9 protein-coding genes and 1 other RNA gene are annotated in these 13,103 nt (G+C 42.3%); 6 read left to right on the top strand and 4 right to left on the bottom strand.

Annotated features, from left to right (window positions below; translation table 11 throughout):
• Genes ABIS04_RS03465 through ABIS04_RS03455 form a run of 3 tightly spaced genes read right to left on the bottom strand, consistent with a single transcriptional unit; the run spans position 1 to position 3,102 of the window.
• Positions 1–1,221 carry an FAD-dependent oxidoreductase gene (locus ABIS04_RS03465; protein WP_350432620.1) on the bottom strand — a complete coding sequence of 407 codons (1,221 nt, stop codon included), beginning with the start codon at positions 1,219–1,221 and terminating at the stop codon, positions 1–3.
• A gap of 22 nt (positions 1,222–1,243) precedes the next feature.
• Complete coding sequence (ubiH, locus tag ABIS04_RS03460; RefSeq protein WP_350432619.1) at positions 1,244–2,497, bottom strand: 2-octaprenyl-6-methoxyphenyl hydroxylase; 1,254 nt, start codon at positions 2,495–2,497, stop codon at positions 1,244–1,246.
• Between the two features lie 29 nt (positions 2,498–2,526).
• Positions 2,527–3,102 (bottom strand): UPF0149 family protein, encoded by a 576-nt coding sequence (locus ABIS04_RS03455; RefSeq protein WP_137222827.1) that lies wholly within the window; start codon positions 3,100–3,102, stop codon positions 2,527–2,529.
• A gap of 448 nt (positions 3,103–3,550) precedes the next feature.
• Between ABIS04_RS03455 and ABIS04_RS03450 the strand changes: the two genes are divergently transcribed.
• From ABIS04_RS03450 to ABIS04_RS03425, 6 genes are all read left to right on the top strand, one after another.
• On the top strand, positions 3,551–3,850 hold the full coding sequence (locus ABIS04_RS03450; protein ID WP_101086040.1) for a cell division protein ZapA: 300 nt from the start codon (positions 3,551–3,553) through the stop codon (positions 3,848–3,850).
• A gap of 52 nt (positions 3,851–3,902) precedes the next feature.
• A non-coding RNA gene (ssrS, locus tag ABIS04_RS03445) (6S RNA) lies at positions 3,903–4,084 on the top strand.
• Positions 4,085–4,492: 408 nt separating this feature from the next.
• Complete coding sequence (locus ABIS04_RS03440) at positions 4,493–5,947, top strand: glycerophosphodiester phosphodiesterase family protein (protein WP_350432618.1); 1,455 nt, start codon at positions 4,493–4,495, stop codon at positions 5,945–5,947.
• Between the two features lie 42 nt (positions 5,948–5,989).
• The gene (locus tag ABIS04_RS03435) at positions 5,990–8,479 is read left to right on the top strand and encodes a PEGA domain-containing protein (RefSeq protein WP_350432617.1); all 2,490 of its coding nucleotides are present in this window, start codon (positions 5,990–5,992) and stop codon (positions 8,477–8,479) included.
• Between the two features lie 44 nt (positions 8,480–8,523).
• Positions 8,524–10,416, top strand: a complete 1,893-nt coding sequence (locus ABIS04_RS03430; protein ID WP_350432616.1) for a hypothetical protein — start codon at positions 8,524–8,526, stop codon at positions 10,414–10,416.
• 214 nt (positions 10,417–10,630) lie between these two features.
• A complete protein-coding gene (locus tag ABIS04_RS03425) occupies positions 10,631–11,326 on the top strand; it encodes a 5-formyltetrahydrofolate cyclo-ligase (protein WP_350432615.1) in 696 nt (231 codons plus the stop codon).
• An 86-nt stretch (positions 11,327–11,412) separates the two neighbouring features.
• Here ABIS04_RS03425 and ABIS04_RS03420 read toward each other — a convergent pair whose 3' ends face one another.
• Positions 11,413–12,705, bottom strand: a complete 1,293-nt coding sequence (locus tag ABIS04_RS03420) for an aminotransferase class I/II-fold pyridoxal phosphate-dependent enzyme (protein ID WP_350433378.1) — start codon at positions 12,703–12,705, stop codon at positions 11,413–11,415.
• Positions 12,706–13,103: the final 398 nt, after the last annotated feature.

The following is a 13,103-nucleotide window of genomic DNA, read 5'->3' as shown; positions in this document are numbered from 1 at the left end:
TTACGAAATTGGCTCACGACAAAGTTTAGGTAATGTCATTTTGTTACCCATAGCCTGTTTGATGAACACTGTTTTCAGCCCAGCGACATTATCAACTAGGGTTAATCCAATGTCTCGCATAGCTTTTTTAAGTGGATTGCTGCCTGCAAAGAGTCTTTTAAAGCCTTCCATGGTGGCAATCATCTCCATGGCATCGGCTTTACGCCAACGTTCAAGGGCGCGTAAATGGCTATATTCGCCTAAATCTTTGCCTTGGTCATGCAGCTCGGTAAAGGTGTCGATAATACTGGCGGCATCTAAAAAGCCTAAGTTGACCCCTTGGCCAGCAAGTGGATGAATAGTATGAGCCGCGTCACCGGCTAGCACTAATCGATGGCGGGCAAAATGGCGCGCGTAACGCATACGTAGCGGAAACGACTGTCGTTCACTTATCACTTGGCATACACCTAAGCGGCCGTCTAATGCAGCGGTTAATGCTTTTGAAAACTCAACATCGTCTAAGGCTTGTAACTGCTCGGCTTGCTGTGGCGATACCGACCACACAATTGAACATAAATCATCTTCATACAGTGGCAACATGGCTAATGGTCCGCCGGGTAAAAAGGCTTGTCTGGCGGTGGCGTCGTGAGCAAGCTCGGTGCGCACTGTGGCAACAATGGCATGGTGACCATAGTCCCAGAACGTCAGCGGAATACTGCATTGTTGACGCACCCAAGAGTTGGCACCGTCGGCAGCAACTACCACGGCAGCGCTAATGTTGTCGCCACTGTCTAAGGTGAGCCAAGCTTCGCGTTCGCCAAAGGCGATCCGTTCAAGGCGTTGACCTTCTATATGAGTCAAATTAGCGATTTCGCTAGCGCGCTTGGCAAGGGAAAAGCTAATGGCATCGTTTTCGATAATAGAGCCTAAAAAGGCTTCGCCGATACTGTTGGCATCAAATTCAATTTTGCCTAGACCGTCTTTGTCCCACACGGCCATTTTTTGATAAGGACTGATACGGCTGTCGTCGAGATATTGCCACGCGCCTAGATTTTCCAACAGTTGTTGGCTGGCTTTATTAATGGCACTAACACGTAATTTAGGTTCACCACTGACGGCTTGAGTTGCACCGGCATCGATTACCACCACGTTAAGGTCGGCATTGGCTAAACCGATTGCGGTTGCTAGCCCGACCATACCACCGCCGACGATGGCAACATCATATGTTTGAGTTGAATACATGGTGGATCCTTACCTTGAAGAGTTAACGCCAGCCCATTGCAGTATGAGCAACGGGTTGTTTAAGTGGAGGAAACCAAGACAATAAACGCAATCCGATATTACGCCCTGCCACTAATGGCCAATATTGATTGGAAAAACCACGGACTAAAAATTCGATATTGCGCAGCGTGGTGTCGCGGTCATCTTGTCGCGCGGCTAAATATTGGTGCACGATGGCGCTGCTGCCGATATCGACTTCAGATCCGTCATTGGCTTGGGTTAATGCATTTTCGATTACGCCTAATAAGCCCACTACATCACGTAAACCTAAGTTAAAACCTTGCCCGGCAATGGGGTGTAAGGTTTGTGCAGCATTACCGACAAACACACAACGGTGGAAAATGGGTCTTGGCATAGACGATAAGGTTAATGGATAACTGGCCCGCTGGCCGACATCAATAAAGCGACCAACACGATGACCAAAGGCTTGTTGTAGTGCCGCTAAAAACTCGGTTTTGTCGGCGTTTTTTAATTCATCTGCTTTAGCAGGCGCTAAAGCCCACACTAATGAATACCGAGCCTGTTGGTTTGCTGATTGATTATTTACTGATGCCATTGGAAGCAGCGCTATAGGACCTGTTTGAGTAAAGCGCTCATATGCCCAATGCTGATGTGCTTGATTGGTGATGACATTAGCCACTATTGCGGTTTGATTAAAATCGATGGTTTCTGTGGGCTGTTGCAACTGTTGACGTACCACTGAATGCGCCCCATCTGCCGCTACCAATAATTGACAATGTAATTGCGTACCGTCATCTAAGCTTAATAGGTGGCCGTCTTGTTGAGCCTGTAAATCAGTGACTTTAGCAGGACAAAAGACCTTAACCGATGACTTAGTCAGCTCATCAAATAACACCTTACCCACTTTAGCTAACTCGACCACCTGCCCTAATGCATCTAACCCAAGTGGCTTAGCGTTTAGCTCGGTCATACCAAAGTGGCCGCGATCTGACACATGGATATTCTCTATCGCTGTGCCAAGATGTTGCAATTTAGACCAAATACCTAAACGGGTGAGTTCGAATATAGAACCTTGGGCGATAGCAATGGAGCGGGCGTCAAAACCTGGATGATTGTTGTTAGCAACATGGGCTTCAATTAAGGCGATGCGCAACGGACGCGACTGCGAGGCAGATAACTTAGCTAAGCCTAAGGCTAGCGTGGCACCCGCCATGGCGCCACCCACTATGGCAATATCAACGGTAAGTGGTGTTGTATTTGTTTGTGCTGTGGTCATACGCTGCGTTGCTGCCTATACCAAAAATGTTAGTGAATATTTGAATGCTCGTCGGTGTCATTTAAAGGCATGTCTAAGCCAAACTCTGAATAACATAAAATAGCCGACATTCTGACAAACTCTTGCAGTTCTTCATAAGCAACTTCTGATTCTTCGTCATCACCGACATCAAATTCTACTTGGGCAATGTCTGCAAGGTCTTTAATCACTTCGCGTACATCGGGTGTTGCTTTGGCAAGTTTTGGTTGAATAATAGCAATGCCAGTTAAAAAGCTTTGGGTCCATAATGCTAACGCTTCAACGCGTTCACTCAATGGCACTTCTTCTTCTGGTAATAACAAGGTAAAGCCGAACTCAAAATCGGCTAAACGTGTGACAGTGTCTTGATACAATTCGATGATCAGCTGTTGCAATTTTGGCTCTAACGGCTGGCCGTCGTTCATTAACTCTACTAGCGGTTTTAACCAGGTAAGTTTTTCTTGTTTTACGCCACCACAAATGAGTCCAACAAGCATGCCGTGTACTTCTACGGGATGATGGCCGACTTCAGCGAAATCTAAGGCTTTTTTTAGTTTATCGATACATAACGAAGGTGGGATTGCCATGGTTTATTCCTATTAACGCAATTTACTGCTTCAATGCTAGCAGAGTTACTATGATGCTCCAAATGCAACTGCCTATTGTGGCTAAAATATGCATTGACTGTAGCGGATTTGTTCACACAAACAGCAAATAGTTAAAAAGGGATGTTGTTGCCTTGCTCTTTTAAATTCAGCGCTATATAGTTCGCCCATATGCTGAATATGGTTAACCACAGCTGGAATTAATAAACGGTTATTAAACGATCTTTTGTTCCACGATCTGCGTTACAATTGATTTTGCAGTCAACTTGCTATTGTCGCAGCTATTAATTTCCAAAAGAAATACTAGCAGGCGTTTTGTTAGCAAAACAAATGATAAGTTTGATATAAAATATACCAAGCTTTCTGATTTTCACTTGTTTACCCCACCTCTTAATCGGGTTGAGGTTAATTAAGGAACCGTGGCAACATTATGAGTAACAGTGCTGTTGATATTACCCTATTAGGGCGCACCTACTCTATCGCATGTCCAAAAGGACGCGAAGATGCTTTGCGCACGGTAGCCAGAGAAGTAGAAAACCAACTAACAACGCTAAAGTCTCGTACCAATAACTTAAGCCGTGAAGAGCTTGCTATAATGGCAGCGCTTAACATTGGTAATGAATTGTACGAAGAAAAGCAAAAAAACAAACAATACATGGCGCAAATGGATGAGCGCATTTCGTTATTACAGTCAACGTTGGAAACATCGTTGGTTGAACGAAGTCGCTAGGAAGGCTAAACTAAGATTTCAGAATTAAGAATAACTTGATTCTACCCTGTTTTGCTCCCTGGGATATTTGCTCGTTGGTTAAGTCCCTGTGCCGATAATTACAAACCCAGGGTGAATGCTTTCGTTGACATTGTGCATGCTCGGATTATACCGAGAAGCCTTAGGAAATGAACATTTACCCGCCTTGAACCTACGGTTCAAGGGCTGCGCCAGCAGCGGTATTTTGGGGAGCATCCTAATTAGGTCTGTGTTACTGCCTCTTTTAGCTAATACCTGTCGTCACCCAACCCATGTTTCGTTTTGTCTCAAGCCGTTTTATGTCTAGGCGCTATTATCCCGCGCATTATTATTTCGAGCGCTATTCCTTACTCACTATTATTTCATCTATTACTCCCATGTTCACTAGATCCATGTGCACTATTAGGTCATTGATCATTTTCAAGCATTGAATCGATCTACAACATAAACTTTGGTATAAGTCCTTCTGCTCAAATTGTTATAATTTGTGACCGTTTTTTATGCAAAACAGTCCCGCTTTCACACTTTCAGGTTGTTACATTTGTTTACTTTATTGATAAGATTGTTTTACAAAGCATATTAATGTATAAAGTCTTCAATATTAACAACTTGCAATCATGACTTATGACAAGCAGCTCTATTCATCTTAAGGTTTACTGCACCATTTTAATTGTATTCATTTTCAGCTTATCTGGTTGTAAATCCACACCCGAGCCTGTTAAACCTAGTTATGTCATTCCTGCTGCGTTATCTCATTTGCCTGCCGATGCGGCAAACCAAGGTTTAGATATCATTGATGTTCAATTGAGCCTAGGCGATCGTAATTTATATCTTGCCAACAATGGCAATATCAAAATGATCTCTACTGCACAATGTCAGTTAGAAATATCGGCGCACCGTGGAGATTTTCGTCAACCAGAAAGTAGCGCCAATGCTATTTCTTCAGCCTTGAACGATAACTTTAACAGTGTCGAAATTGATGTAATGCTGCTTAAAGATGGCACTTGGGTGGATCATCATGATAGCCAAACTGGCCGTGCTACCGTGTATTACACTGGTGAACGCTTCAAACTAAATCGCATGAGTTTTCAGGAGTTTTCTAACCTGAAACTGCGGGATAAACACAGTAACAATTTACTCGACCAACGCCCAATAACGGCTGCAGAAGCGTTTAAAGTATTCGGCGCATATCGCGATCAAAATCAACGACTCAATGTAGAAATAAAATCTGATACCAACGGCCAAAAGCTTGTAGAGCTTGATAATATGCTCAGAAAGTATATTGGCTTAGGTGGCTTTTATTATTCAGCGGCAGAACTCGATGTCCTCTATAAACTACGCGGCATTAATCCATCTGTTTATTTAGGCTTTATTCAAGGTGGACACCCTACCAGCGTTGAAAAGTTAGCCGCCGATTTACGTAAAGGCGTTAAAAATGATGCCTATTACTTAGATAATCAACAAAATATTGAGCTTGCTGGTCGCTACGGAACTAAACGTTACCGCTCGCGCTATAAAGACTACACGGCAAAATCATCGTTAACCCAATTGCAAAAAAAGCTGGGTAGCAACTCTGGTTTACATTTAGACATTCGCAGTTTTATGCAGCATCCCAGCGTGAGGTATAGTGCTCACCAACTCGGAATGAAGGTTTATACCTATTCGCTTAATGGCAGTGATTATCATCAAACACAATTACTTAAGTTAACAATAGATCAGCTACCTGATGGCGCAATTGTAGATGCCACGCCTTACAAAATTTGCCAGCGTTTATTCAATGGAGCCAAACCTAAAAAACGTTATCAAGCATCGAGTAATGTGGGTCGTTATATTACCTCTTTACCCCAAGATGCTGACTTTGACCGCTTTGACGAAATGCTAGGTTATCAAACAGAAGGTTATTATCTGTCATTAGCTTCTGGCCTTAAAGCCATCCATAGCACTCCGGTTAACAAGGTACCTAACAACATACCTACGCCTTTGTTGGAACATGGTTTCCCCACTATTACCGATGAAATAATAGATACAGACACGGGTGACACCATAATTTTAAGATTACCAAGTCGACAGGCTGACTAAATAAACAATTTTAATAAAATTTGATGGCTAATAAATATTACTATGACTGAGAAAAACAAAAGTCCATTTGCAACAAATTTGCTTAACACTGCCCCAACACACAAAAAAATGGAATCCGCAGAGAAAGAGCTAAAGAAAACACAGAAACATCAACAATCAACGGCTGCCAAAGCTAAAAAACAACAAGCAGTAGAAGCCCAAATTATTAACACGGGTAAACCTTTCTGGTGGATGTTGTTGATGTTCATTTGTTCGCTAGTGTATTTGTTCCCTGAGGCTGTGTTTAATGCTGCGTTAACCGATGTTGCTGGCGGTCGTAACTCCAGTGCGGAAGACTTACGCGCAGTGGAATTATTTGGCCGCACTATTAGTGGTATTGGCGTTACGCTGCTTTTAGCTGACTTATTATTAAAAGGTAAACAAGTGGCTAAAGCCACTCGCGCGTTGGGTTATTTTACGTTAATTGCTGTGATAGTTTGGCCAACCGTTTTTTTTGGTCAGAAGTGGTTGGTGGATCATTTTATTATTGATGCTTCAACCCCAGAAGAACGTCAACAAGCGTACTTATCTCAAGTGCTTCGTAGCGCGTTGATTGAAAATTCAATCGCATTTGAAGGCATTGATTACGATCCAGATAAAAAACACAGCGCGGCCGAAAAAACGTTCTTATCCGTATTTGGCGGGCTGGTATACGCTGACGATAAATTAGTGGACGATTTAAAACAGAAAAAACGCCTGATCATGGAAAAATTTGTTCGTGACCGTGCTATGTCTCAATTTGATCAACACTACGCCAACTATGATAATTTCCGCCAAACGCTTCGCGATAAATACACTGAATATGCTGCTGGTTCTAATCAATATAATCAGGCTTTAGCTAGCGTACAAACACGCTCTGACGCTTACTGGCTCGATACCCAAAATCAGGTTAAACAGGGCTGGGAGCAATACCAAAAAGGCACCAAGGCTTATGAAGCTAGGGTCGAATCACGTGCGCAAAAAATAGCCCCTAAATTATACGATTATTTTGAACGCCGTAATAAATGTGCAGAGAAGAAAAGTGGCAGTAATAAAGACCGTTGTTTCGAGCGACTGCAAACTGGTTATGACAAAGAAATAGCCAAATACAGCATGCCTTATATTCCACCTAATGATTGGTTGGTTCGTGAGGAAATTTCGACGTCTGAAAACGTTGGTAATTCCATTATTTCAGGGATTTTGACATTTGGCCTTTACACTGCAATGCAAGCCGCTGATGCCGTAACGGGTGGCGACGCTGGATTTAAAGATCATCGAATGGTGTATACCAACGATGTGAATCATTATAAAAACGTGTTGATGGTAAAAATGGAACCTGATTTTGTTAAAGAATCGGGTGGCTATCCATTGGGAATTAACTCAATCCATGAATTTAGAGTCAATGAACTTACCAGCATAAAAGTGAATAAAAAGCTGAAACAAAAAGGCTTAACCTTATCTCCTTCTTGGTCTCTGACCGATCGTAATAGCTTTGACATTGCAGTCGCTAAAAAAGTGCGTCAACAAGCAGATGCTGAGTGGCGATCGAAAATGAAAGCCAAGAACAGCGATATGCCACCAAACTTGAGCTGGCAAACCTTTCAACAACAAGGCGTTATTCAACAACGTATTCAACGAGAAATGAAAGAGCTTTACGTAAACCCTACGCTGGCTGATTGGAATAACCGTGAGTTTAAACAGAAAATCATTGAACCCAATATTCGACGGAAAACCACCGAGTATCTAAATGTACTCGAAGCCCAACAAGTTGAGTTTGCCGATGGCGGTTCATTTGAATCAACAGGTAAATCGGCATTAAGATCAACGATTATTCCGCCAATTTCGATGTCGATAAGTTTGGTTCTGGTGCTATTAACCGTATTAAAGTTACCGATGAAAGCCGTGGAACTGATACAGGCAAAGGGGATGGACTCAGCGTCAAAGTCAAAGCCTAATCGTTTTATAAAACCGACGATATCAACATTATTATTAGCGTCTATATTTGTCGTGCCGCTATCCATGGGCAGTAATCAATACACAGCTAAAGGCTCTGCAGTACATTATTTTTTTGAACAAATGGAGAAGAATGACTCCGCCACGATTTCATTTACCCTTAAATGGTTATTAGTGACGCTGCCGATGGTGCAACCTATTGGTTCATCCATAGACGAGAGCTTATTTATTACGAAAGGATTTAATGCAATCAGTGAGCCGATTAACCGCTTTGACTTAGCGGTAATGCCTGTACATGATTCAACTAAAGTGGTTAAAAACGCGTCTAACAAAGCGACATTATTACCCCTTAGCATCACAAGTAATATCGCCAATGCCAAAGTGTCAGTAATGAATATTAAACCCAAATATAAAGCTGGCATGATGTTACCTGCTGGCAGTTATGACATTAAAATCACCGCGCCTGGATATACACCTATTAGAAAATGGGTGTACTTAAAAGCCGATGAAACTGATTTTAATATCAATTTGTCATTAGCCGATTCGACCAAGCAGTCATAAAAAAGTAAACCATTCATCACGCATTGATTTATAGGAAGTATTACGTGAGTAAATTAGAACAATTCCAAGATTTTATTCGCCGTAACGGTAAAGAGCTCACGGGTGTCGATGTACCAATAAAATTAAGCAATGAACAAGAAAAGCTTCCTCAACTTAAGTTTACATTTGGGTGGACTATCGAAGTTGGGGTGAGTACACACGAACATGGAGGCTATTGTCCGTCAGGGATTAAATCTGGCACGGCATCGAATGCTCGGGATTGTGCCCATGAAAAAGCTAAAGAGTACGCTAGCGGACAGAACACGTTATTTAACGATCGCTTTTTAAAGATTCTTGGTCCTGATATATCTAGCAATTTCTTAATAAGGAATAAAGACCTAAAATCTGCACCAGAAACCTATGTAGGCAGTAAATTGTGTTACAACTGCAGTGGTTCTGGCACACAAAGCTGTTCTAGTTGTTATGGTTCTGGCAGTAATTCTTGTAATCGTTGTAGTGGCAGTGGCCGCGTTAGTGTGTCGCGTTACGATAGTTACAATAATCGCACGGTTTATACTACAGAATCATGTTCGTCCTGTTGGGGACGAGGTAAAACAACGTGTCATACTTGCGGTGGCTCAGGCTCGGTAACGTGTAATACTTGTAATGGTGGTGGTTATCTCTATTACAGTTACACCATTGACGGTGATGCAAAACGTAGCACTAAATGGGCTTATAACAGCAACGATTACCACGAATGGACCTCTGAGTTTGTTAAAAATAACGGTTTAAACTTGGTCTATCATTTAACTGAGATAACTGAAGTTGATGTTGAAGGCACCTTGGATGGCTGTACCTTTATCTTCGCTTTTACCGCTAAACTGCCAACGCTACAATTTACCGCTACGATTGATAAAGTCGATACCAAGATGTGCTTTGCAGGTAAAAAAGATACTACCCATAATGCTGGTGGAGTTTATGACCCAGCGGTATGGAGTGTGGCACAGAAAATGGCTGGCGGCAGTCAATCGGCAGACAAAATGGCATTAGCAACGCCTGCTGTTAAAAACATTATTGAAGCCAATGTAACCAACAGCCAAATTGCACTATTAGATGAAAACTGGGTGTCTACTGAAATTAAAGACGCTGTAATATCTAATTACCAAAACTTAGTGACACAATTAAAAAAACACAGTGTTAAAGGTATTGCACCAAACATGTTCTTGAGCTTGATTAAATACACTTATTTATTCTTTACTTTAGGGATGTTAATCGCGCTGCTATACCCTTCATTTGCAGTTGATTCAGGTAATCGCATGAGTGTGACTCAAATACCTGAATGGATGATGGCGTTATTGACGATGAAATTTGGCCTTTTCGGGCTACCCGCTTTTGTTAATTACGCTTTTGTACTTGGGTTACTGTGGTTAAGCTACCAAAGTATTAAAACCTGGTATTGGAAAAGTATTAGTAAAGCTAAAATATGGGTTTTAGCTATCAGCATTACACTGTTGTTACCACATTTCGCTTTTACTCTTTATTACAACATAGTTGACCTGCTTAACCGTTCACCCACAATAGCGAGCACACTTGTTAGTGGCTCATTACTGGTTGGACTTTACTTACTGGTGATTGGTGTAAAATGGCCAGAAAAGTGGTACAGCAAACTGTTTGGCTTGATTGCTGGCATTGGTATTTATTGTGCCCTTCAATATGGTTTTTTCTTCATTAACCCGACTTATGGTTTTATTGCAAACCATGCTAATTACGTTAGCGAAGTGGCTGTGTTATTATCATCTGGTTTAGATTTTATGGCGCATAATTTAATTGAGTGGGGCTTGTTATCAATCAGCTTTACTTACTTTTTAACACGTAGAAAATTTTGGTTAAAAGCAAAGACCATGGTGGCGGATTACGATAGTCCAGTGCTACTAAAATCAATGAATATGGATAAATAACACGCCAGTTTCCTTTGATTAAAACAATGCAGCATAATGTAATAAAATTATGCTGCATTTTGATTTGTTGGTTTAGTTTGATGCAAAATGATTCTACGTTAACCGACTATCAACCAGTGCTTTCATATCTTTTCAGAACGCGATAACCTACTTTGAGTTGTTTGTTGATTATCGTTTTTAATTTCATTTATAAGTGATGGAGTCCTCCCTACACATGAGTATCTCGCGTTTTATGACTAACAAGGATCACCGTCCTGTTACGTCAACCTCTTCGGCACGCATTAGCTACTTTGCCAAACCAACAGAACTTGAAGATCCATTATTTGATAGTACAGGCATGAGCCGTGATAATATCCGTCGTCATATCAGACAAGAACGTAATAGCCTCAGCTCTGAAGAACAAAATCAATTAGCGTTAATCGCCAGCCGTCATATGCTCGCCGAAATTCAGGCGCAGTCAGCTCAGCACGTTGCATTGTATTTTACCCAAGATGGTGAACTCGCCACCCAAAAACTCATTGAAGCATTATGGGAACTAGACATTAACCTCTATTTGCCATGCATTCATCCGTTTAGTAAAGGGCATTTACTGTTTGTGCGTTATGACCGAGACTCTGTGATGGTTAATAACAAATATGGTATTAGCGAGCCGCAACAGAATGTGCAACACATTATCCCTGTAGACAAGCTCGATATGATTATCACTCCTGTGGTGGCATTTGATGAACATGGTAATCGCATGGGCATGGGCAGTGGTTATTACGATCGCACCTTGGCACAAGTGACCAACAACAAACCATTAGCCGTCGGGTTTGCCCATGATTGCCAGCAAGTGAGCCAGGTTCCAACTGATTTTTGGGATATTCCTTTACCAGTGATTATTACCCCAACGAGAAGATTAGCTATTTAAAATAGCTACCGTTTCGTAATAAAAAGCCCCATCAATACACGCTATTGATGGGGCTTTTTAGTTAACTGATTAGACTAAAAATGGGCTTACACAATTGCTTTCTCTAATGCTTGGCTGACATCGGCAATGATGTCATCTATGTGCTCAATACCCACAGAAATACGCACTAAATCTTCTGATACACCGGCTTTAGCTAATTCAGCCCCGCTAAGTTGGCGGTGAGTGGTACTGGCAGGATGACAAGCCAGCGATTTAGCGTCGCCAATATTCACCAAACGTAGCACCATTTGCAGTGCATCAATAAACTTACCACCAGCCACTTTACCCGCTTCTGCGTTATCAGCTTTAATACCAAAACTAATAATACCAGAGGCTTTACCACCAGTGATTTTTTGACAAGTTGCATGATGAGGGCTGTCTGGCAGTGCTGCGTAATTAACCCAGCTAATACTAGGATGCTGTTGTAAATATCCAGCTAGCGTGAGCGCATTACTGCAATGACGTTCCATGCGTAAACTGAGGGTTTCTAAACCTTGAAGTAACAAGAATGAACTGTGCGGTGACAAAGCTGCGCCAGTATTACGCAGTGGCACAACACGGCAACGGCCAATGTAGGCAGCAGGCCCAAAGGCGTCTGTATACACCACGCCGTGATAAGACGGATCTGGCTCATTAAGTATCGCAAAGCGTTTTTTGTTGGCAACCCAGTCAAATTTACCCGAGTCAATAATCACCCCACCAATGGTTGTACCGTGACCGCCAATGTATTTAGTGAGCGAATGGATAACAATGTCGGCACCATGATCAAATGCACGGCACAACACAGGCGTAGCCACAGTGTTATCGACAATTAATGGCACCCCGTGTTTGTGAGCAATATCGGCTAAACGTTGTAAGTCGACAATATTACCGGCCGGGTTACCAATTGATTCGCAAAACAGGGCTTTGGTGTTGTCATCAATTAGCGCATCGAGGCCATCAAAGTCATCAAACGCAGCCATACGGACTTCAACGCCTTGGCGTGGCAGTGTATGGGCAAATAAGTTATACGTGCCGCCATACAACTGGCTGGTACTGACAATGTTGTCGCCCACTTGGGTTAATGCTTGGATAGCGTAAGTAATGGCGGCCATGCCAGACGCCACTGCAAGCGCACCGATACCGCCTTCAATTGCGGCTAAACGTTGCTCAAGTACGCTGGTGGTTGGATTCATTATGCGAGTATAAATATTGCCAGCCACTTTTAAGTCGAACAGGTCGGCACCGTGCTGGGTATCATCGAAGGTATATGAGGTGGTTTGATAAATCGGCACGGCTGCAGCTTTGGTTGTTGCTTCAGACTCGTAACCATAATGTAACGCCAATGATTCCAGCTTCATGTTTTCTGCAGACATAGTGACTTCCTTTCGATAATAGCGAGTGTGGATATTGATTAATATCTACACTAGCAACTAGCCGTCTAGAAGTCCATTATAAAATTGCGTCAACTTTGCAGCACACATTAGGGTCTGTTGATCTTTGCAGGTTAAATTTTGTTCGAGATAAAAACGTTTTAATCGGGGCGAGCGGATTGCTGCCTAGCAATCTAAGCTAAATTCGCTCAACAAAGAGTAAAACGTTTTTAGCCGAACCCTTCGGGCAGCGTTTGTTGGTCATTTTTACTGCGTTATCGACTTTTTATGTAGAATAACTACACCACAAAGTCTCTGCCTTGTACAAATGACCAACAATTCGCTGCAAAAACAGCCTTGAAAGATCAACAGGCCCTACTGCTTGT

It is taken from the genome of Shewanella sp. H8 (assembly GCF_040285065.1).
GTDB classification, from domain to species: Bacteria; Pseudomonadota; Gammaproteobacteria; order Enterobacterales; family Shewanellaceae; genus Shewanella; species Shewanella polaris.
Note: the sequence above shows the minus strand (reverse complement) of the source record. Positions and strands in the feature narration are given on the sequence as shown.

Bases quoted from the DNA above. Each gene is read 5' to 3' on its own strand.
- ABIS04_RS03420 (WP_350433378.1), bottom strand. From the start codon at position 12,705: ATGAAGCTGGAATCATTGGCGTTACATTATGGTTACGAGTCTGAAGCA.
- ubiH (WP_350432619.1), bottom strand. From the start codon at position 2,497: ATGACCACAGCACAAACAAATACAACACCACTTACCGTTGATATTGCC.
- ABIS04_RS03435 (WP_350432617.1), top strand. From the start codon at position 5,990: ATGACTGAGAAAAACAAAAGTCCATTTGCAACAAATTTGCTTAACACT.
- ABIS04_RS03440 (WP_350432618.1), top strand. From the start codon at position 4,493: ATGACAAGCAGCTCTATTCATCTTAAGGTTTACTGCACCATTTTAATT.
- ABIS04_RS03465 (WP_350432620.1), bottom strand. From the start codon at position 1,221: ATGTATTCAACTCAAACATATGATGTTGCCATCGTCGGCGGTGGTATG.
- ABIS04_RS03425 (WP_350432615.1), top strand. From the start codon at position 10,631: ATGAGTATCTCGCGTTTTATGACTAACAAGGATCACCGTCCTGTTACG.
- ABIS04_RS03455 (WP_137222827.1), bottom strand. From the start codon at position 3,102: ATGGCAATCCCACCTTCGTTATGTATCGATAAACTAAAAAAAGCCTTA.
- ABIS04_RS03450 (WP_101086040.1), top strand. From the start codon at position 3,551: ATGAGTAACAGTGCTGTTGATATTACCCTATTAGGGCGCACCTACTCT.